Source organism: Paracoccus endophyticus, from assembly GCF_003286075.1.
Classification (GTDB): domain Bacteria; phylum Pseudomonadota; class Alphaproteobacteria; order Rhodobacterales; family Rhodobacteraceae; genus Paracoccus; species Paracoccus endophyticus.
In genome coordinates, this window is sequence record NZ_QLUV01000001.1 from 270,402 (window position 1) to 290,817 (window position 20,416).

Genomic DNA, 20,416 nt, shown 5'->3' on the forward strand with positions numbered 1-20,416 from the left:
GCCCAGAATTGGGTCAGCACTATTTACCAACCTGCCGAAAGCGCCAGCAAAACCACGCTGCCCACGATGATGCGCCACCACGCGAACAGGCCATAGCCATAGGCGGACACATAGCTCAGCAACACCCGCACCACCACCAGCGCGGACAGGAAGGCGCAGACAAAGCCAATGGCCACGTTCCCCGCCGCCGCCGCGTCCAGAAGGTCCCGGTTGATCATCAGGTCATAGGCAAAGGCGCCGGCCATGGTCGGCATCGACAGGAAAAAGCTGAACTCGGCCGCCGATCGCTTGTCCGCGCCCAGCGCCAGCGCCCCCACGATCGTCGCGCCCGACCGCGACACGCCGGGCACCATGGCCAGGCACTGGATCGCCCCGATGCCCAGCGCCATGGACAGCGGGAAATCCTCGGCCGCGCGATAGCGGGGATTGACGGCCAGCCGGTCGGCGAACAGCAGAACGATCCCGCCCAGGATCAGCATGACGGCGATCAGCACCGGCGTCTCGAACAGCACGCGCTTGATGACGTCATGGGCCAGCACGCCAACGACCATCGCGGGCAGGAACGCGATCAGCACCGCCGCGATGAAGCGGCGCGCGCGCGGGTCGCGGGGCGCCGCCGCAAAGATCGACCACAGTCGGCCCGCATAGACGAACAGGATCGCCAGGATCGCGCCGAACTGGATCAGCACCTCGAACGCGCGGCCGGGGCTGTCAAAGCCCAGGAAATGCCCCGCCAGCAGCACGTGCCCCGTCGAGCTGACCGGAATGAACTCGGTCAGCCCCTCGATCACGCCGAGGGCTGCAGCAACCAGCGTGTCCGAGGACATCAGTGTTCGCGCAGGTTCTTGGCCGATGCCTTGATGGCGTCGTACTGCCCCGACGGCCGGAACCGCCAGAGATACCCGGGCACCACCGCCGAGGCGGCGACCGGCTCGATCCCCAGGTCGGCAAAGCCCTTGACCCCGGTCCCGACCCTGTTGGGCACCCGCAGCAGCCGCGCCTGGTCGCGGGTGATGATGCGGTTGGTGACCAGCCCGCCCGTGACCCATTGCACCGCGTCGAAGACGCCGCCCATGATCCCGGCCATCCAGTTCGGCAGGCCCAGGATCGCGCGCCGGCGTCCCGTGGTGTCCACGACCAGCCGGGCGATCTCGCGCATCGTCATGACATCGGGGCCGCCCAGCTCGTAGATGCCGGGCTCGGCCACGCCGCTGGCCGCCTTGAGCGCGGCGCAGGCCACGTCCTCGACATAGACGGGCTGCATCTCGGCACTGGCGCCGGGCAGCGGCAGGATCGGCCCCAGCCGGGTCATGCTGCCGATCCGGTTGAAGAACTTGTCGTCCGGCCCGAAGATCACCGAGGGGCGCAGGATCACCGCGTCCGGCCGATGGGCCAGCACCGCCGCCTCGCCCCGTCCCTTGGACGCGGCATAGCGGCTTTTGCTGTCGGGATCGGCGCCGATGGCCGAGACATGGACGAAATGCGGCACGCCGCGCTGCGCCGAGATGCGGGCGATGCGCCCCGCGGCCTCGTCCTGGACGGCCTCGAAGGTGTTGCGCCCCTGGCGCACCATGATGCCCACACAGTTGATGACCGCGTCCGCGTCCATCATGGCCGCCGTCACCGACAGATCGTCGCGGACGTTGCAGGGAACAGGCTCGACCTGGCCCACGTTGCCATAGGTGCGGACCACGCCGGCCAGGTTGGGGCGGCGGCACGCCACGCGCACCCGCCAGCCGTCGCGGGCCATCAGCCGCGCAATCTGACGGCCGAGAAAGCCCGAACCGCCATAGATGGTGACCAGTCTCGACATGCCCTGCCCCCGGTCTGGCGCCGCGCCGACGCCCGGAATGGAAATACACCGCGGTGATAGCGGACGCCCCGCCCGGCAGCAAGCCGCCGCGCCGCGCCAGGGCCTGCCCGGCGGCGGCCCGCCGCCCGCGGGCTGCGCGACCGGTGCGCGACGGCGGCGATTTTCTTGTGCGGGGCTGTTGACACCCCCCGCCGACCTCTCTAAATCCCCGCCTCACGCAACCGGCCCAGGTGGCGGAATTGGTAGACGCGCACGGTTCAGGTCCGTGTGCCGCAAGGTGTGGAGGTTCGAGTCCTCTCCTGGGCACCACGACTGCGATACAAAGTGCCGGATTTCATCCCGTTGGATGGTCCGGCTCTTTTTTTGTCTTCCACGTGATTTCCCCGGCCGCGGGACCCTGGCGGGATTGACGCCTTTCTCGTTTGCAGGAAGCGGCTCGATTTGCCGGGAAAGGCCTTGGGGCTGCCTGGACGTGGCCTGCCCCACCAAGAGGGTCCATTTTCGATGTCCGTGTGCGACGGGTCTGGACTTCATCCCGCCTTTGGTCCGCGGGGTCATGGGGCCTTCCGGTCTGGTTTCGCTTCGGCCGCAGAGGCGCTCGACGTCGAGCCTCCACGCGCTGAGTGCGGTCGCACCTCGGTCTGGCCGATCTTCGATCACCGATCCGGCTTCTGCCTGAGTGCACGCAGGTCCACCTTCACTACAACCCGGGACGTCACCCGTCGCCGGACCACCATCCGCCGGGCCCGTTCCTGCGTCCTGACACGTCGTGCAGACGCTACTTTTGCATCAGTGGCACTCTTACCCTTCAACTGGGGCGAGAGTTCCGTTAACAGTTCTGCCGGGCTGGACGTGCTGCATCCTTTCCGAGGTATAGATTCGATCCCATGATTACGTTCGTCGTCGATGAGCGCGTGCGCGGACTCGCACACGACCTTCTGCCCCGCGACGTTGATGTCGAGTTCATCGATCTGGCGGATGATGCGGTCAGATTTGATCACCTCATGCACCGGCCCCTTCTGGCTGCGGTTGCGCTTGCCGGCCATGGCAAGGCCTTGCGTGCCGCGCTGGCGGCGTGCGTGCCTGCACGGCTCGCCGTGGTCGAGCTGGACCCCGAGCAACCCAAGGCCGGTGGAACCGAGTTGGTGCGGTTGCTGATGGCTGAGGTTGCGGCCTCCTGTCGTCAGATCGGCGAAGCGCGTGCGGTCGCGGCGCAGATGCGCCTGGAAAGCATGGACCTCGCAACGCGCCTGCGCGAGATCGAGGCCCTGCTTCATGGCCTCGGCAGCCCCCAGTTCTCAAAGGCGCTGAGCTGGCAGCCCGGTGGCTCCCTGCTGACACTGACCCCCGGACAATCGGTCGGGCAGGTCCTGCCGATGAGTGCGGTCAGCCTGACCGCGATCGACCTGTGGTTCCCGCAGGTGGTGATGCCGGTGGTCGACGATCTGGCCGTGACCATAGAGGATGCCGCGGGACAGGTTTATCCGCTGCAGCCGGTCAACCCGGACATGGGGCTTGAAACCGGCTGGTTGCGTTTCGGGCTGGCCGAGCCGATCCCGGGCGTGGGGCGAGATTGTCGGGTGACGCTGACCTGGTCGGGTGAGGGCAGCATCTCTCTGGGTCTGAGCCAGGCGGTTCCCGATCCGCGTTTTCGTGCCACGCCCAGCGCGGGACGCGGCCCTGACGAGACCCTGGCCCTTTGCGCCTGGCAATCCCTGGGGGGTATCCGGCTGCCTGCCTGTGCCCCGGCCTTTTCCAGCGGCCGCGCCGTCTCGATCCTGAAGGCAGAGTTCATCAGGGCCTCGGCCCTGCCGCGCCCCCAGCTTCTCGCCATGCCTGTGCTGGCGACCGACCATGTCTCGACCGCCTTCTGGGAAAAGGAGGATGCCATCCTGGTCCATCCGTCCCGCAGCGGTCCAGCCTGTGCGATCATCCGCGGGGTCGATCTGGCCGGCCTGTCGCATCTCTCGGCCCTGGTGAATGTGGGGCATGCCCGGGCGCCCAGCCTGAACTTCGCTCTCGGCGTCGCGCCGCAGGGGGCCGTCGATGAGGACGGCCACTGGCAGCGTCGTCTCGGCCCCTGGCTGACCGGGATGCCCGCGCAGAGCTGGGGTCAGGCGCATTGCCTTCCGGTCGAGCCGATTACCGGCAAGGCCGATATCCTTCTGGCGACATCGCTGGCGACGGATGTCCCGAACGATCTCAGCTGGGGCCTGTTCCGGGGCTTTCGCTTTTCACACGGCAACGGGGCGGCAAGTTGCGCGGCTGCCCGAGATGAGGCTGCCGCGGAGGACAGGGCGGTGCAGGCGTGAGCAAGGGCAACCGCGTCTTCACTTCGGTCAGTGCGGCAAAAGCCCGCAGCACGCGCCTCCGGCCGATCAGCGTCGTCATTCCGATCAAGGGTCATCCCGTTCTGCTGGACGATGCCATCGCCTCGGTCCGGCGCGAGATGCAGGCCGGTACGATTCAGCGCCTGATCGCCGTCAATGATGGGTGCAGCTATGCTGAAACGATTGAAAGCCTGACCGCCTGGCAGGCCCTTATGGGGGACGGCCTGCGGGTTCTGCATTGCAAGAACGCCGGGCTGAGTGCCGCCCGCAACCGCGGCATCGAGGCCGCATTGAAGGCCGATCCCACGCTTGAGGCGGTCTTTCTGCTGGATGCGGACAATATCCTGGCGCCGGGTGCCGGCGCAGCCATGCGCCGGCTGATCGACACCCAGCCGCAGGCCGACTGGTTCTATCCCGATTTCGACTTCTTCGGACAGAACGGGCATTACATCACGGATCGCCAGCATGAGTTGCTGTTCCACGCCCACATCAATGTCTGCGAGGCCGGGAGCCTGATCCGCCGGCGGGTCCTGGATGCCGGAATCCGCTTCGACGAGACCATGAGGCGCGGCTACGAGGATTGGGATTTCTGGCTATCGGCCGCGCAGGCGGGCTTTCGCGGCCAATCCGCGGCCCAGCCCCTGCTGCTGTATCGCAAGCGCCCCGCCAGCATGCTGAGCAATTCGCATGACCTGGATCGCGAGCTGCGCAGCTATCTGGAACTAAAGCACGGCTGGCTGTTCAACACGCCAAAGCTGCTCGAGCTGGAGGCATCACGGTTCCCGCGCTTTGCGGTGATCGAGGGAGACGGAAACACGGTCCGGCTTCAGACCGATCCGGGACAGAGCCGCGAGATCACCTTGCAGGAACTCGAACGCCAGATCATGGCGCACTTTGCCGAGCCCTTCGCCAACCATGCCCCTGCCTATCTGGTCTTCCTGCGCGAGGGCGTTTCAGCCCGGCTGAAGGACCATCGCCTGCTGCACAGCTTCTTCTGGAATGCAGAGCGCCGCTGGGTCCGCGCCGAGGACCGGTCGGACTTCGATCTGTTCTATCTGGACGCCTCACCAGGCGGTCACACGATAAGCACGGATTGCGGCAATCCCGGCCGGCTTGCGGACGGCGTCGTGATCGACCTGAAGGCCGTCTTCGACCTGGCCACGGTCTCGGACGAGGAGGCGCTGCGCCGCATCGACAAGGCGCCCTCGGGCTTTCGCGTACGCAGCTGGGCCATGGCGCTGGAGGGCCTGGCGCGGCTTGACCGCAGGACGGCCAGCGGGCCCGAACTGCTGCGCAGCTTCGTTCTGCAACTGAGCCGCAGCCCGTTCCGCGCCGCGTTGAGCCAGCGCTGGGAATGGCGCGACCAAGGGGGTGCCGTGGATCGCGCCATGGCCGTCCGGATCCCGCGCAAGATATCGGGCGGAGGCGTGGTCCTTCCGATGCTGAAAACGCCCGGACAGCGCGACATCGCCTTTGTCCTGCCGATCTTCGATTTCGGCGGGGTCGAGAAGGTCGTGGCCTCGATGGCACGAGAACTGGCGCATGACGGTTATCGTTGTCACCTGGTCGTGGTCAGTGACCGGCCGATCCATCCCGATGGCTGGGCGCTGCAGGCCTTCACCACGGTGAACTGGATGCCCGATCCCAGCGCCATCGACTGGACAGGGCCCGAGTTCATGGGCACCGCCGAACCGAGTTGGGGCAACTGGCATGAAAAGGCCGACCTCATCGGACTGCTCTCGTCGATGGATGTTGTGATCAACGCCCATTCGGGCGCGCTGCACAAGGTGGCCGATCACCTGCGCCGCCGCGGGATCACCATGATCGGTCACGAGCATCTGCTGGAGCGCAGCACCTATGGCCGGAATTACGGCCCGCCGAACCTGGCCCTGGCGTATGAACATGCCTATGACCTGATCCTGACCTGTTCCGAGACGCTGCGGATCTGGATGCATGGCCATGGCATTCCCCGCGAGAAGCTTATGGCGGTGGTCAATGCGCCCGGCTATCCGCTGCCCGCCAGCACCGCCCGCAGGGTGATGGACGAACGCGCGACGCGCGACCCTGCCGCGCCATTGCGCGTCCTGTTCCTGGGACGACTGGACCCGCAAAAGGGCGTGCACCGGCTTTCTGCGATCTATCACGCGCTGGCGCTGCGGGCGCCACAGATCAGCCTGACCATCGCCGGTGGGTCGGTCGTGGATGCCGACGGAGCGGCGTTCTCGTTTCCCCGGGAAACCCGGAGGCTGGGCCCGGTCCGGGGCGCGGACGCGCTGACCCGCCTGCTGGCGGAATCGGACGTGATGGTCCTGCCCTCGCATTACGAGGGGCTGCCGCTTTCCGTTCTCGAGGCGCAGCGATGCGGTGTCGTGGTGCTGGCGACGGATGTCGGTGCCATGCACGAGGCGATACAGCACGCTGAAACGGGGTTCATCCTGCCGGAAGCTGCATGCGAGGACAGTTTCGTCCAGATGATCACGGCCCTGGACAAGGACCGCGCGCGTCTGGCGCAGGTTTCGCAGAATGCGGCCCGCAGGGCCCGCGACTGGTCGCTGGCTGTCACGCCCTTGTTGGCGTGGCTGGATAGACTCGACGGTGCCGTGGTCGCTGAAAAGATCAAGACCAAGCCATTACATGTGCGTAGGAGCATGACGTGACGACTTTGTATGATGCCGCAATGCGTAATTTCCAGGCGGCAGCCGATATTCTGGTATCCCTCCAGTCCAGCCGTCTTGATTTGATCGGAGAGGCCCGAACCGGGCTGATCAGCCGTCCCCGCCTGTCCATCAGAGCGGGTTACAACGACGTGACGCCTTTCTTCGGCGTCTGTCTGCCGACAAGCGGCCAGGCAGAGATCATCGCCGGTGAAAGCGGAAAGGGAATCGAACTGCGCTGCAGCAGCGCAGATTGGATGACGTTCGAGGGCACATTGCCGCGCAGTCTGAGCACTGAATCCTGCTACGTCGAGATTCAGGCCTCTTCTGGTCGACCGATGGTGGCCGACGTCTTTGTCCGCGACTTTATCGAAGATGGGGCCACCAGAGATTCGGGGCATCGGGAATGCCATATCGCCATGGACGCGGTGACGATCTGCAAGCTGGAGCTCGCGGAAAAAGCCGATGACGTTACCGGGCGTCGCGTGATCCTTCACCTGCGCCACCCGACGTCTCGCCTGGTCCTCGATCGCCTTGCAATTACCATGATTTGATGAGGCCGTGTTGTCATCGACAGCGGTTTTTCTGCAATCCGAGCCCTTTGGACCATATGGATGAATATTGATTTCTACTTTATGGACAAGGCTGGAATTGTTGCGGTTGCGGGCTGGACAACAGAGCTCAGGCCCACACTGCGCCTGCATGTTGATGGCGACGTCCTGATCCCCCTCGCGGTCACGCGCCATGTGCGACGCGACCTGCGCAGCAGCGAACCCATGGGGTTGATCGCGCTTTTCGATCTTTCCGGTCTGGACGGCCATACAGATCCCGAACAAGCGACGATCCATCTGGCCGATGGCGCCGAGTTCAGCGAACTGCACAATCATCGCCTGCGCGAAGATGGGGGGCGCCTGGTCGAGATCGGCGTCGACGAGGTGTTCTTTGCGCTGCTGCGTCTGATGGCCCAGCGCCGTCTGGTCCTCTCGGACGCGCGCATCGGACGTGAGATTCAGGCCCGCCTGCGCCTCGCTCCCTCGGCTGCGCGCGAGACCGAAAGCCACGGTCTGGCCGTCGACAGCTGCCAGATGGCAGCGACCGGCCAAGGCGCCGTGATCGGCTGGTTCATGCCCGCGCAAGCCTCGGCCGAGCCGCTCTGCGCGCTGGCCGTTGCAGACGAGTCGATCGTGCCCGTCGAGATGCTTGCCGACAGCATGGCGCGGGCCGACCTGTCGGGCTATGCGCCCCGCTATCGGTTCACCGGCCACGATGGCTACTGCGGCGGATGGCGCTTTTCCGACCCGCCCAAGGGCGCTGCGCGCCTGTTGCTGATGATCCCGGGCGACGATTTCCGGCCCGGCGTCTGGGTTCCGGTCGAGACCGTCCCGGCCGCCGATCTGGCCCGGCAGGTCACGCGGGCGACGCTGGGGATCGAAGACGTCGCGGACCGCAGCCGGCTGCGTCGCGCCATGCTGCCCCCCATCCTGCCCGTCCCGCGCCTGGCCGCGCCAGGCGAGACAGCGCACCAGCGCGGCGACACGCTGCTGATCCTTGACCATGATCTGGCGGACAGCGATCTGCGCGATGTCCTGCGCCACGTCGAGCCGCATCTGCCGGGTCGTTTGTCTCTGCAGCTTCTGCGCGCCCGCCTGTCGCCGGTTCTGCAGAGCGCCGTCGATGGTGCCGCGCGCGAGGCCACGGTCGGACTGCACCTGCATGGCGTCTCGCTGAGCATGACGCAGCCCGAGGTCATGCCGGACCGGGTCATCTTCGCGCGCAGTTCCACGCTGTTCCAGTTCGACCCCGGACCGATCTTTGCGCCCCGATCCGCGCGGCCCCGTGTCACGTTGCTCGATCCAATCGGCACGGTCCTGGCGACCCCGGACGCCCAGGCCGAGCGTTTCGTCCGCGACCTGCTGCCTTTCGTTCTGTCCATGCCGGCCGCGCCCTTCTTCGCGCTGCTGGACCAGGTCCCGGACTGCTTCCTGACCGAAGAGGCCCGCCTGCGCCTGCTGGCCGAGGCCCTGATCCTGCAAGGAGCGGCCGAGTTGGACCGGGCCGATATCCATTGCTTCTTCGAGGGCAGGACCGGTCCCCATTGTGAAAGCTTTCCCGACGGCCGCGACTGGCATGCCTTCGACGCCCAAAGCCGCCAACTCATCGAGGAGGCCAGCGCATGAGCCGCACTGTCATCGTGTCCCATTCGCACCCCAATCTGCGCTATGGCGGGGGTGAGGTCGCAGCCTATCGCCAGTTCAGGTATCTGCTGGCGCAAGACGAGGACGTCTTCTTCGTGGGCTCGACCATCGGTCCCGAGGACAGCGCGAAGTTCTTCGGCTCCAGCCAGCAGGTCATCAGCTTCGGTCCACGCGATTTCTGCCTGCGCGGGCGCGGCATGGATGCCTTCACCATGGAGCATCCCGAGATCCGGGACGAGGACTGGATCTTCGAATTCCTGCTGGCCCTGCAGGGGGACGTCTATCACTTTCACCATTTCTGGAACATCGGGGCCGGCACCATCCGCCGTCTGCGTGCGGCCCGGCCCAATGCGAAATTCATCTGCACCCTGCATGAGCTGACGGCGATCTGCGCCAATCACGGCCAGATGGTGAAACGCTCGGGCGAACTCTGCTACGCCGCAAGCGAGGTGGCCTGCGCAGCCTGCGTCGCCCGTCCGCCGATCGATTTCGTGCTGCGCAAGACCCGCATGATCGAGATGCTCGCCCTGTTCGACCACCTGCTGTCCCCCAGCGAGTTCCTGCGGATGCGGTTCGAGGACTGGGGGATCGCTCCGGGCCGGATCGCGGTGATCGAGAACGGCCTTGACCATCACGGCAGCTTTCCCCCGGAAACCGAGGCCGAGCTTCTGGCCAAGTCCGGCCGCTTTGCCTTTTTCGGCCAGGCGACGCCGACCAAGGGCCTGGACGTGCTGATCCGCGCGGCCGCGCTGATCGAGGCGAGTGGCGCGTCCTTCGATCTGCCCTTGAGCATCGAGGTTTACGGCGTCGACAAGGACGGCTTCACGCGCCTGTGGCCCGATCTGGACGTGCCGGCCTGCGTCCAGTTCCGCGGCCGCTATCGGCCCGAGGATTGCGTCGGCATCATGCGCACCTATGGCTGGATCATCATCCCCTCGGTCTGGTGGGAGAACTCGCCCGTCGTGATCCAGGAGGCGCGGGCGGCCGGCACGCCGATGATCGCCTCGGACATCGGCGGCATGGCCGAGAAGACGGCCGGTTGGGGGCTGCAGTTCCGGGTCGGAGACCCCGCCGCGCTGGCCGCCGCGATCCTGTCGGTGCATGGACGGGCGGATGTGCTTGCGGAGCACAAGGCTCGCATTACGAAGCCAATTAATCTTCGGGATTTCGACGCAGAGCGGTCGAGGATGTGCGAGATTCAGAAAAAACCATTCCCCAGCGTGCAGGCAGAAACAATGAAGGCATGTTGAGTTTCATCCGGTGTGACGCATCGCCTCTTCTATCTTTGACGCGAAGAAATTGGTGCTGCTAAATTTATCCCGCCCATAGCAAGGTTCTGCCACCACGCAGGACAGACGCTCTAGGCAGTTAAGTCGACATATAGGTAAAAGATGCGTGAGCTAATTATAATCCGAACTCACTTCTATTGCGAAGCAACAGAGAGATTATACAACTACCTGAAAAGCACATCGGATCGCGATGTGGCTTTCATCTGCGACGAGACAAATGGGGCGGTTGAAGTTGGCACTGGTAAGTTAAAAATTTCTATTTCAGAAAAATCTTCCAAGGACATGAAGTTACATGTCCCCCAAAAATTTGGATGGCTTTGCGGTGATTATTCTCTTTATGCGGCATCTCATCTTCTGGGTGCTTATGACAGATACTGGCTCATCGAATCAGACGTAAGGATTGGCCTCGATTCAAGCGCAGAATTTTTTGATAGATTTAATGACGAATCAATTGATTTCCTGGCATTTCACATGTTCAAGGCTAAACAAGATTGGTTCTGGCATAGTCCGATGTGCTATTTTGAGCCGGATGTGTATGCGTGCCTGTTTCCCGTCGTGGGAATAAGCAAGCGCGCTGTTCGGTTCGCGTATCAAGCCCGAAAGGAAATGTCAGAGACATTCGAGGACATCGTTCCGCCAGATGAAATTCGCCGGTGGCCTAATGACGAGTCGTTCCTGATGTCGACCCTTATGGCAAATGGATTTAACTGCAAAAGCCTGGACGCGGGGTCAGTCAAGTACAGGACAAATGACTCCTTCAATGTCGGCCTTCCAAAGTCTGAAAAGAAAATTTCAGAACAGGCGCCATCTGGGTTGTTTTATCATCCAGTGCACTCAAAGGTCAGGTTTGTCTCCAAAGCGAACACATGGCTTGATACCTATACCCACAACAAAGCGACAAAAAAACGGCTTAAGGATGTTTTCCATTCTGACTTTCTCCAAGATTTGAGAGTGGAGGCGTCAGACGACGAATTTCTCAAATTTGAGAGACGGCTTTTGGAAGCCATCCAGAATGCTTCTGGCTAACCCAGTTCTGCCATCATACTGCAGCGGCAACATTTGCTATACCTTCGGGGATGCAAACTTTCGGTCTAAACTAAGATAACCGTCAGGACGCACCAGAATAGTTCCGCTCTGCAGGCGGGCATCCCCGAATGTTGTGGGCGATAGTACAAATTCCGAAAAGCTCAACTGAGGCACATCACCTGGGTACCAGAGGAAGAGTGCCTCTCTATTCTCATCAAGATAACGCTGACCAGCAAGCAAGGCTGCGCGTGTTGGGACATGCTTCGCTGACAGGTGGGTGATTGCAAGATAGGTAGGCTCAGGTGAGCCATCGAATACCTTGGATCGGATTTCTCCAACTTGTGCGGAGAACTGTTGTGCCGTGCGGGCCTCAGTTTCCTGAACTGCAGTCACTGTATCTTTTAAGAATACATGGGCAGGAGACATCATTCTAGATACGCGAAAATCTCCGCGCACCTGAACTCTATCATCGATAAGGTGTGTTGGAAACGCTGCTTTAAGCTCAGATTTGCTCGAATGGCAGCTTCGCAGCTCTGCCATGCCAATCATGCTGTCCAAAGAAGCATCTAGTAGAACCGGTGCGCCCTGCCCGTTTTCGCAAGTGCTAAACCAATCGAGGAATTTCCAGTTCCAGATTTCGCTGCTATGCCCGGATATCCAGAGATATGGCTTTCCTAGTGCCGCAGCAAAGATAAGCCCATGCAGGCTTTGCGAGAGGACAACCTCAGCCTCAGCTATTTGCTGCAAAGGCGCAAGGCTGTCATCCATCATATCAACAACACAAAACTCTTTGCTGCCGCGGGCGCTATCCCACTTTTTGCTGTGAAAGCCTGTGTGATGCGGTACAATCGCTGCTCGGTATTTGGGATTCAGGGGAGTATCGATCAAATCGCCCACGAGAATGCCAGGATCGCCCAGTGGAACCTCGGGAAGCTTGTACCCCAATCCACGCAGGTGCTCTACTGTCTTGCGCCCGCGAAGTGCGTGGATCTTTGCCGGATCGATTTCAGGAATATGTGCTTTGGGATCAAGAACTCCAGACCCCCAAATGGTCGATTTTCTATTGGCCATGAAGAAAATACTTCCTATGGCCAAGAGATGCTCTTCCCTAGCTTCGCCGATTCGCCCGGTAAGACCAAAGCTCTTGTTTAAGATATAGCTTGTGACAGCATCTCCGCAGTTGCGGATCACATTATAATACCTGAAGGGTATGGTCCGCTGATCGGCGGGTGCATCCAGGCTGGTCAACGGGTCTCTTTCTTGGGGATGGTTCTGCATGTCACGTAGTACCCTTGCTGGGTGGTTCACTGGGCGGATCACAACCAAGGGCTGTACCGAGAGTCATGGCGAGAAGACGCTACCTTGCTTAGGAGGGCGTTTCAAGATGATTACTGGAGAGAGCTTGGCTTCGGCTTCTGACCTGTGTCCGGTCCACTGGGCCTAGCCTAGAGCAACGGTCAAGTCATGGACACAGCCCTTAAGATATCATGCAGGCCTTCGATCAAGCAGCAAACAAAAAGGATAACAAATGAACCCCCACCTCTACCCGTCCCTGCATATCCCCAGGGATGGTTACGTGTTCGTTGTAACGTATGGCCGCTCAGGCTCCACGCTGCTGATGAAGTTGCTGAACTCCATTCCGGATGCGTGCATTCGGGGCGAAAATGGCAATACTCTCACCCCCCTTCTCAGATCCATACATGACCTGCGGCACAGCCACAACGTGAACGTTCGCCGTGCCCAGATGAAAAAACCACCGGAAGAGAGGACCCATTACTGGGCAAGACTCATCGGGACCGTGGACGATCCCTGGTATGGCGCAGAGAACATCAATGTGGGCGTCTATGCCAGATCGATCCTGGATGCATTTGTCAGAACGGTCCTGTGCCCGCCGCAGCAAGTCTCCCTTCTCGGCTTCAAGGACATTCATTTCTACAAGGCGGGCGAACACTTTGAGCCGGCAATGAGCTGCATGCTGAAGTTTTTCCCAAGAAGCAGGATCATCTTCCTGACAAGAGACCTGGATGAGGTGTCGAATTCCGGGTGGTGGAAAGAGATGGACAAAGACGCCGTCCTGGGAGAGCTTGGGGGCGCCAATGATCGTTTCCGTTCCTTCCACAGGTCCAACAAGGAGGAAACGATGATCTTCGATTACAAGGAATTCTCCGATCCGGCTGGGGGCGTCGAAAGGATCTTTGATTTTGTGGGCGCAAGGTTCGACAGAGACAAGGTGGACAGAATACTGGATGTCCGCCTGAATCACCTGAAATAGACGCGCTCTCTTTCGCAAGGTTTCTGACCATCGCTCTGCCCCGACCATGGCCTGTCCCGGGCGCGCCGTTCTGACGCACGGTGCGGCCGAATTGGGTCCTCGCGCTTACGGTGGTCTTCCGCCAGTCTTGGCCCGGTGCGTCCTTCGGCGTCAAAGGGGGGCGACAGACGGTCCCCGCCCGCGCTTACAACCTGCGGCGGGTTCACGTGGCTGCCCCGGTCTGCGGTCGAGAAGACCGCGATGTGCAAGGTCCCGTTCAGCCGCATCGCGGCAAGAGGCGCCGAGCGAAGCCGCCCCGGCGCCCGATCCCTTCAGCCGGGCGATCTCAGCAGTTCGGCAAGCTACGGCGCCCCCCTTCCTCCTGCCGCTGGCACCTGCCCGGTTCCCCCCACTCCCGGAAAGTGGCCCCAGCCTCAGCCAAGTGAGCGCCGGAGGTCGCGGCACCCGGCTCCATCGAGGCGTCACAATGCTGTGTCCTTCGCAGCCGCAGGCCGCCAACACAGCCACTCCCGCGCGGATTCTACCTCAAGAACCAGAAAACAAGGGTTGCTCAACTAAAAATTGTTGACCGAATCAGGCCGCCCTCGTATCGCGGCCTCACACGTCTACCCCATCCCGAACTGTGTCCATTCCTCTGTCGATGCGCCAGATGCTCTCCGGCAAAGGGGGGAGGGCTGGTGGGCGACAAGATGTTGAAAGTAGGTAGCAATGCCCATCACCGACCAGTCCGTCAACTACTTCAAGGCGCGGGGTCCGATCACGATCGGAACCGGGACGACAGGCGCCAACACCACCACCTCCGGGGGCTTCAATCCGGGGCAGGTGAAATACGACGACTCTAACGGCAGCAAGAATGGCAACACCATCCTGTCAAGCCCTGACGCCAACAATGACGGCATCCTGGCGGTCGGGGATCTCTTCACCGTCAGCTCGACCGCTCCTAACGGGAACACGGAGTCCATCCAGCTGACCCTGTCCGGATCCGGGACCTATACGACCACCATCAACGGCAGCACCGTGACAAGGAACGTGCTGATCGGAACGACCACCACCGGGACGCCGACGTAATACGTCGTCTTCCCCAATGCTGACGCCCCGACTGTGAACGGCCAGCTCACGTCCAACATGACGATCTACTCGGGCGGCTATAACAGCCTGACGGGCCAGGTGGGGCTCGTCTGCTATCTCAAGGGAACGAAGATCCTGACCGATCATGGTCCTGTCGCCGTCGAGGATCTGCGCGAAGGGGACAGCGTCGTCTGCCGGTTCGGCGGTCTGCGCCCGATCCGCTGGATCGGACGGCAGCAGTTCGCAGGCCCCCGCGCCGCCGGGCGTGAGGCGATCCGCTTCGCCCCCGGCTCGATCGGCAATGGCATGCCGCAGGAGGACCTCTTCGTCTCTCCGGGTCATTCGATGCTGGTCGGCGAGACGCTCGTCCTGGCCTCCACTCTCGTCAACGGACTGTCCATCACGCGCGAGACGCCGCGCGACGAATGGTCGTATTTCCAGCTTGATCTGGGCGACCATGGCCTTGTGCTTGCCAACGGCACGTGGTCGGAAAGCTTTGCGGACTGCGGGGATTTCCGAAGCATGTTCGACAATGTCGCCGAGTTCCGCGAGCGGTTCCCGGATCATTGCGCCCCCGATACGCCCGCCCTGTGCGCCGAGCGCCCCGCCGGAGGGGTCAAGCTGCACGCGGCGCTGGACGTGACCGCCCGGCGGGCCCTGGCCCTGCAGCAGCCGGTGGCCCCCGGACGCCTCGAGGGCCGGATCGAGGCCGTCGCCGCGGCCTGCCATGTGACCGGATGGGCGATGGATGCTGATCATCCGGGCAGGCCTGTCCTGCTGGAGGTGGTCCTGGACGACGAGGTGATCGGCGAGACCTGCGCCTGCGGCCCGCGGCCGGGCGCCAGGGATCAGGGCCGCATGGGCTTTGTCTTCGACGGACGCCGCCGCCTGTCCGCGGATGAACTGCTGCGACTGGTCGTCAGGCGCAAGCAGGACGGGCAGGTCCTGGCGCCTGTCACCAGCACCCCGGCCGGTCCGTTGCACGGTCATCTGGATCTCATCACCGACACGGGCCGGCTCTCGGGCTGGGCGCGGGACAAGGCCGATCCGCAACGCCCGGTGATGCTCGAGGTTGTCCTCGGCGACGAGGTTCTCGGGGCTGTTCTCGCCTGCCGTCCCCGCACTGACCTTGAAAAGGCCGGTCTGGGCGACGTGGCCTTCGTCTTCGATGCGAACAGGACCCTGGCGTCCGAGGAGATCGGCGCCCTCTACCTGCGGCGGGCCGGCGACGGGGCACGGCTGAAGCAGTCCGAAGGAACGAAGTTCGCGCCGTCCAAGGTGGCTTGATCCAACAAGACCGCCTGTCAATCGGTCGGGCCGCCAAGAGCATTCCCCGCGGGGTGGCGGCCCGCCCCCAGGCATCCGAAGCGTGCGCGTCGGGCAGACCCGCAGCCGCGTTGCCTGCGAAGGGGCGCCATCGCCCGCACCGCGGCGCCCCTCCGCAGCAGTGTCGCACGGCGCGGGCGGACCCAAAGCGGCCGTCCGGGGGTTGTGGCGGGATCACCAGATACAGGAGCGATCCATGTCACAACTGATCGTCATCGGGTTCGACCGAGAGGCCGACGCCTTCGAACTGCGCCAGGAGCTGATCAAGGCCCAGGCGGAATACCTCATCCGGCTTGAGGACGCGGTCGTCGTCACGCGCCCCACGCAGGGCGAATACCAGTTGCACCAGGCGGTCAGCCTGACCTCGGTCGGGGCGCTGGGGGGCACGTTCTGGGGCGGGCTGCTTGGGCTCTTGTTCCTGAACCCGCTGCTGGGGGCGGCGGTCGGCGCGGCGTCCGGAGCCGTCGCGGGCAGCCTGTCGGATTACGGAATCAACGACGACTTCATCCGCACCATCGGCAAGACCGTCCCCCAGGGCAGCGCCGCCGTGTTCATCCTGGCGCGCGATCTCAACGCCGACAAGCTGCTGCCGCGGCTGCAGAAATACGGCGGAAGCGCGCGCGTGATCCAGACCTCGCTGAGCGACGCCGACGAGGCGAGGCTGCGCCAGACGATGCAGGGCACCGCGTCGCAGGCGGGCGCCGGCAACCCGCAGGCTGACGCGGGTCAGACCGGCACCGCGGGCGCTGCGGCCGCCGTCGCGCAGGGTGGCGCGCAGGGGGGCGCGCAGTCCCCCGCCGCGCCGGTTGCAGGCGGCGGCGCGCCCGGCGCGGCGGGTTCGGACGTGAACGACACCACGTCCCGCCACTGACCGGGCGACAGCGCCACAGACCCGCGCCGCCGGCACCCCGCCGCGGCGCGGTTTCTTGACGGAATGCCCGGCGCCGTGACACTGGGCGCCATGACCGCGCCCGCGACGATGCCCGCCCCGGCCGACGCCCCCGCCGCCCGCCCCCTGCGCCGGCGGTGGCGGCTGGCGCGCCGCGTGCTGCGGGGCCTGCGCTGGCTTGCCTGGCGGTTCGGCGCGCTGATGCTGGCGATGGTGGTGCTGTTCTGGATGGTCAATCCGCCGACCACCTGGACGATCATGACCGAGGCCAGCCCCGCCGGGCCGGGCGACGCCCCGCGCCGCTGGACCCCCGCGGCGCAGATCGCCCCGGTCATGCTGCGCGCGGTCGTCGCGGCCGAGGACGCCAATTTCTGCGGCCACTGGGGGTTCGACATGGCCGAGATCCGCCGCGTGATCGCCCGCGGCGAGGACCGCGGCGCCTCGACCCTGACCCAGCAGACGGCCAAGAACGTCTATCTGTGGCAGGGGCGCAGCTGGGTCCGCAAGGCGCTGGAAACGCTTTATACCCCGATGATCGAGATGGTCTGGTCCAAGCGCCGCATCCTCGAGGTCTATCTGAACGTGGCCGAGTTCGGCCCCGGCGTGTTCGGCATCGACGCGGCCGCCCGGCATCATTTCGGCACGACCCCCGACCGGCTGACCGCGCCGCAGGCGGCGGCGCTGGCGTCGGTGCTGCCCGCGCCCAAGTCGCGCCGCCCCCGCCCCGGATCGGGCCAGGCGCGCGCCATCGCCGACGGGGCCGAGACGATCCGCCGCGACGGGCGCGCCGCGTGCTTTCAGGCCACCGGCGACTGACCGCCGCCGGGGCCACGCGCTGCGGTTGAACAGCCGGTCCCGCTTGCGTATGACCGCACGGACCCATCGCAGGCAGTTCCCATGAATACCCCCACGACCCCCCGGCTGTACCACGTCGCCCTGTCGCCCTATTGCCGCAAGGTGCGGCTTGTGCTGGCCGAAAAGCGCATCGAGGTCGAGCTGGTCGAGGAACGCTGGTGGGAGGCCGGGTCCGAGGTCCTGCGCCGCAACCCGGCCGGCAAGATCCCGGTCCTGCGGATGGACGGACGGCTGATGGCCGAAAGCCAGGCGATCTGCGAATATCTTGACGAGATCGCCCCGACGCCGCCCCTGATGCCCGTCGCGGCGCTGGACCGCTATGAGGTGCGCCGCCTGTGCGCGTGGTTCGACGACAAGTTCAACGCCGAGGTGACGCGCCCGGTGCTGTCGGAACGGGTGTGGAAAAAGGTGATGAAGGCCGGCTATCCCGACAGCAAGCTGGTCAAGTCGGGGCTGCGCGCGGTCAAGGATCACATCGACTATCTGACCGGGCTGCTGGAAACCCGCAAATGGCTGGCCGGCAGCACGCTCAGCCTGGCGGATTTCACCGCGGCGGCGCATCTGTCCTGCCTCGACTACATCTCGGACGTGGACTGGGACCGCTCGGCCACGCTGCGCGACTGGTATGCGACGGTGAAATCGCGCCCCGCCTTCCGGTCGCTGCTGGCCGACCAGGTTCCCGGCATCACCCCCGCGCCGCATTATGCCCAGCTTGATTTCTGATCCGGCCGCGGGGTCGCGGCGGGCGCCCTCGCCCGACGACCCCGCCACCCTCAAGCAGGCGTTGCAGGCGCAGGCCCGGACCGAGGGCTTTACCGCCCTGCGGGTCACGACCCCCGACGCGATCCCGCAGGCGGCGGCGCGGCTGGCCGCCTTTGTCGCGGCGGGCCGCCACGGGCAGATGGGCTGGATGGCCGAGCGCATGGGCTGGCGGGGCGACCCGTCCGCGCTGTGGCCGGGCGCGCGATCCGTGGTGATTCTGGCCGAGGCCTATACCCCGCCCCACGACCCGCGCGAGGACCTGACCCGCACCGACCGGGGCGCGGTCAGCGTCTATGCCCAGGGCCGGGATTACCACGACATCGTCAAGGCGCGGCTCAAGCGCCTGGGGCGCTGGCTGATCGACCGCGCGGGGGGCGAGATCAAGGTCTTCGTGGACACCGCGCCGGTGATGGAAAAGCCGCTGGCGCAGGCGGCAGGCCTGGGCTGGCAGGGCAAGCACACCAACCTGCTGTCGCGCGACCTGGGCAGCTGGTTCTTTCTGGGCGCGATCTTCACCACCCTGCCCCTGCCGCCGGACGCGCCGGAACCCGACCATTGCGGCAGCTGCACCGCGTGCCTCGACGCCTGTCCGACGCAGGCGTTCCCCGCGCCCTATCAGCTGGATGCGCGGCGCTGCATTTCCTATCTGACGATCGAGCACAAGGGCCCGGTCGATCCCGCGCTGCGTCCCATGCTGGGCAACCGCATCTACGGCTGCGACGACTGCCTGGCCGCCTGCCCGTGGAACAAGTTCGCCGTCGCCGCGTCCGAGATGCGCTATCACGGGCCGCATCGCGCGCCGCCGCTGGCCGACCTTGCGGGCCTGGACGACGCGGGCTTTCGGGCGCGGTTTTCCGGCAGCCCGATCAAGCGCATCGGCCGCGACCGGATGGCGCGCAACGTGCTGTATGCCATCGGCAACAGCGGCGCGCCGTCCCTGCGCGGCGTGGCGCAGGGGCTGACGGATGATCCCGACGCGGGCGTCGCCGATGCGGCGCGCTGGGCCGCGGCGCGGCTGGCATGAACCCGCTCAGGGGCGTCCTGCTGAAGCTGGGCAGCGTCTTTCTGTTCACCCTGATGGCCGCGATCCTGAAGGCCACGGCCGTCAGCGTGCCCGCGGGCGAGCAGGTGTTCTTCCGGTCCCTGTTCGCCATTCCGGTGATCCTGGCGTGGCTGGCCTGGCGGGGCGAGCTGACGACCGGCCTGCGCACGCGCGATCCCATGAGCCATGCCTATCGCGGCATCGTCGGCTCGATCGCGATGGGCACCAGCTTTGCCGGGCTGGGGCTGCTGCCCTTTCCCGAGGCGACGGCGCTGGGCTATGCCATGCCGCTGCTGACGGTCATCTTCGCGGCGATGTTCCTGGGCGAGACCGTCCGCGCCTTCCGGCTGGGGATGGTCGCGGTGGGCCTTGCGGGGGTGCTGATCGTGCTGTCGCCGCGCCTGTCGGCCGCCGCCGACGGCGTGTCGCTGGCCGAGACGCTGGGCGCGGTGCTGACGCTGATCGGGGCGGCCTTCGGGGCGCTGGCGCAGATCTTCATCTCGCGCATGGTGCGGACCGAGGCGACGACGGCGGTGGTGTTCTGGTTTTCCGTCACGGCGACCGTGCTGTCGCTGGTCACGCTGCCCTTCGGCTGGGTGCTGCCCGACGCGCGCACGGCGGCGTTGCTGATCGGCTGCGGCGTGCTGGGGGGCGCGGCGCAGATCATGCTGACCTCGTCCTATCGGTTCGCGGACGCCTCGCTGGTCGCGCCGTTCGATTACGCCTCGATGCTGATGGCGCTGGCGATCGGGTGGTTCGTGTTCGGCGAGGGCGCCTCGCCGCGGATGCTGGCGGGGGCGGCGGTCATCATCGCGGCGGGCGTCGCCATCATCCTGCGCGAGCGTCGCCTGGGGATCGAGCGCGCCCGCCGGGCGGCGACCCCGCGCTAGAGCGC

At 64.8% G+C, this 20,416-nt stretch carries 17 protein-coding genes and 1 tRNA gene; 15 read left to right on the forward strand and 3 right to left on the reverse strand.

The window, feature by feature from the left end:
- Positions 1–23: 23 nt before the first annotated feature.
- Entirely contained in the window at positions 24–830 is an 807-nt protein-coding gene (locus DPQ23_RS01330) for an undecaprenyl-diphosphate phosphatase (protein ID WP_170310751.1), read from the reverse strand.
- Complete coding sequence (locus DPQ23_RS01335; RefSeq protein ID WP_112872867.1) at positions 827–1,813, reverse strand: complex I NDUFA9 subunit family protein; 987 nt, start codon at positions 1,811–1,813, stop codon at positions 827–829. Before DPQ23_RS01335 ends, DPQ23_RS01330 begins: the two co-directional genes overlap by 4 nt.
- Positions 1,814–2,037: 224 nt before the next feature.
- On the opposite strand from DPQ23_RS01335, the gene DPQ23_RS01340 reads away from it, so the two are divergent.
- From DPQ23_RS01340 to DPQ23_RS15295, 7 genes are all read left to right on the forward strand, one after another.
- Positions 2,038–2,122: transfer RNA gene (locus DPQ23_RS01340), tRNA-Leu, on the forward strand.
- A gap of 578 nt (positions 2,123–2,700) precedes the next feature.
- Positions 2,701–4,125 carry a DUF6212 domain-containing protein gene (locus tag DPQ23_RS01345; RefSeq protein ID WP_205961396.1) on the forward strand — a complete coding sequence of 475 codons (1,425 nt, stop codon included), beginning with the start codon at positions 2,701–2,703 and terminating at the stop codon, positions 4,123–4,125.
- A complete protein-coding gene (locus DPQ23_RS01350) occupies positions 4,122–6,800 on the forward strand; it encodes a glycosyltransferase (RefSeq protein ID WP_240602292.1) in 2,679 nt (892 codons plus the stop codon). The genes DPQ23_RS01345 and DPQ23_RS01350 overlap by 4 nt, the downstream gene beginning before the upstream one ends.
- Positions 6,797–7,351 carry a hypothetical protein gene (locus DPQ23_RS01355; protein WP_162630599.1) on the forward strand — a complete coding sequence of 185 codons (555 nt, stop codon included), beginning with the start codon at positions 6,797–6,799 and terminating at the stop codon, positions 7,349–7,351. The genes DPQ23_RS01350 and DPQ23_RS01355 overlap by 4 nt, the downstream gene beginning before the upstream one ends.
- A gap of 222 nt (positions 7,352–7,573) precedes the next feature.
- Positions 7,574–8,974 carry a hypothetical protein gene (locus tag DPQ23_RS01360; protein WP_112872869.1) on the forward strand — a complete coding sequence of 467 codons (1,401 nt, stop codon included), beginning with the start codon at positions 7,574–7,576 and terminating at the stop codon, positions 8,972–8,974.
- Entirely contained in the window at positions 8,971–10,242 is a 1,272-nt protein-coding gene (locus DPQ23_RS01365; RefSeq protein WP_112872870.1) for a glycosyltransferase, read from the forward strand. The genes DPQ23_RS01360 and DPQ23_RS01365 overlap by 4 nt, the downstream gene beginning before the upstream one ends.
- A 141-nt stretch (positions 10,243–10,383) precedes the next feature.
- On the forward strand, positions 10,384–11,307 hold the full coding sequence (locus DPQ23_RS15295; protein ID WP_162630600.1) for a hypothetical protein: 924 nt from the start codon (positions 10,384–10,386) through the stop codon (positions 11,305–11,307).
- Between the two features lie 36 nt (positions 11,308–11,343).
- On the opposite strand, the gene DPQ23_RS01370 is transcribed toward DPQ23_RS15295, so the two are convergent.
- Complete coding sequence (locus DPQ23_RS01370) at positions 11,344–12,555, reverse strand: polysaccharide pyruvyl transferase family protein (protein ID WP_162630601.1); 1,212 nt, start codon at positions 12,553–12,555, stop codon at positions 11,344–11,346.
- 280 nt (positions 12,556–12,835) lie between these two features.
- Here DPQ23_RS01370 and DPQ23_RS01375 point away from each other — a divergent pair, with 280 nt between their 5' ends.
- The 8 genes from DPQ23_RS01375 (at position 12,836) to DPQ23_RS01410 (ending at position 20,411) form a co-directional block, all read left to right on the forward strand.
- Complete coding sequence (locus DPQ23_RS01375) at positions 12,836–13,579, forward strand: sulfotransferase (protein ID WP_112872872.1); 744 nt, start codon at positions 12,836–12,838, stop codon at positions 13,577–13,579.
- Between the two features lie 708 nt (positions 13,580–14,287).
- Positions 14,288–14,647 carry a hypothetical protein gene (locus tag DPQ23_RS01380; protein ID WP_112872873.1) on the forward strand — a complete coding sequence of 120 codons (360 nt, stop codon included), beginning with the start codon at positions 14,288–14,290 and terminating at the stop codon, positions 14,645–14,647.
- A gap of 57 nt (positions 14,648–14,704) precedes the next feature.
- Positions 14,705–15,934: a Hint domain-containing protein gene (locus DPQ23_RS01385; RefSeq protein WP_112872874.1), complete on the forward strand. Its 1,230-nt coding sequence runs from the start codon at positions 14,705–14,707 to the stop codon at positions 15,932–15,934.
- Between the two features lie 235 nt (positions 15,935–16,169).
- Positions 16,170–16,844 (forward strand): DUF1269 domain-containing protein, encoded by a 675-nt coding sequence (locus DPQ23_RS01390; RefSeq protein ID WP_112872875.1) that lies wholly within the window; start codon positions 16,170–16,172, stop codon positions 16,842–16,844.
- Between the two features lie 90 nt (positions 16,845–16,934).
- Complete coding sequence (mtgA, locus tag DPQ23_RS01395; RefSeq protein WP_112873300.1) at positions 16,935–17,678, forward strand: monofunctional biosynthetic peptidoglycan transglycosylase; 744 nt, start codon at positions 16,935–16,937, stop codon at positions 17,676–17,678.
- A gap of 81 nt (positions 17,679–17,759) precedes the next feature.
- On the forward strand, positions 17,760–18,440 hold the full coding sequence (fzlA, locus tag DPQ23_RS01400; protein ID WP_112873301.1) for an FtsZ-binding protein FzlA: 681 nt from the start codon (positions 17,760–17,762) through the stop codon (positions 18,438–18,440).
- Positions 18,421–19,503, forward strand: a complete 1,083-nt coding sequence (gene queG, locus DPQ23_RS01405; RefSeq protein WP_112872876.1) for a tRNA epoxyqueuosine(34) reductase QueG — start codon at positions 18,421–18,423, stop codon at positions 19,501–19,503. The genes fzlA and queG overlap by 20 nt, the downstream gene beginning before the upstream one ends.
- Positions 19,500–20,411, forward strand: a complete 912-nt coding sequence (locus DPQ23_RS01410) for a DMT family transporter (protein WP_112872877.1) — start codon at positions 19,500–19,502, stop codon at positions 20,409–20,411. Before queG ends, DPQ23_RS01410 begins: the two co-directional genes overlap by 4 nt.
- Positions 20,412–20,416 lie beyond the last annotated feature (5 nt).

Coding starts and splice junctions, on each gene's coding strand:
- DPQ23_RS01375 (WP_112872872.1), top strand. CDS start 12,836: ATGAACCCCCACCTCTACCCGTCCCTGCATATCCCCAGGGATGGTTAC.
- DPQ23_RS01410 (WP_112872877.1), top strand. CDS start 19,500: ATGAACCCGCTCAGGGGCGTCCTGCTGAAGCTGGGCAGCGTCTTTCTG.
- DPQ23_RS01335 (WP_112872867.1), bottom strand. CDS start 1,813: ATGTCGAGACTGGTCACCATCTATGGCGGTTCGGGCTTTCTCGGCCGT.
- DPQ23_RS15295 (WP_162630600.1), top strand. CDS start 10,384: ATGCGTGAGCTAATTATAATCCGAACTCACTTCTATTGCGAAGCAACA.
- DPQ23_RS01365 (WP_112872870.1), top strand. CDS start 8,971: ATGAGCCGCACTGTCATCGTGTCCCATTCGCACCCCAATCTGCGCTAT.
- queG (WP_112872876.1), top strand. CDS start 18,421: ATGCCCAGCTTGATTTCTGATCCGGCCGCGGGGTCGCGGCGGGCGCCC.
- DPQ23_RS01390 (WP_112872875.1), top strand. CDS start 16,170: ATGTCACAACTGATCGTCATCGGGTTCGACCGAGAGGCCGACGCCTTC.
- DPQ23_RS01380 (WP_112872873.1), top strand. CDS start 14,288: ATGCCCATCACCGACCAGTCCGTCAACTACTTCAAGGCGCGGGGTCCG.
- fzlA (WP_112873301.1), top strand. CDS start 17,760: ATGAATACCCCCACGACCCCCCGGCTGTACCACGTCGCCCTGTCGCCC.
- DPQ23_RS01345 (WP_205961396.1), top strand. CDS start 2,701: ATGATTACGTTCGTCGTCGATGAGCGCGTGCGCGGACTCGCACACGAC.
- DPQ23_RS01360 (WP_112872869.1), top strand. CDS start 7,574: ATGGGGTTGATCGCGCTTTTCGATCTTTCCGGTCTGGACGGCCATACA.
- mtgA (WP_112873300.1), top strand. CDS start 16,935: ATGACCGCGCCCGCGACGATGCCCGCCCCGGCCGACGCCCCCGCCGCC.
- DPQ23_RS01385 (WP_112872874.1), top strand. CDS start 14,705: ATGACGATCTACTCGGGCGGCTATAACAGCCTGACGGGCCAGGTGGGG.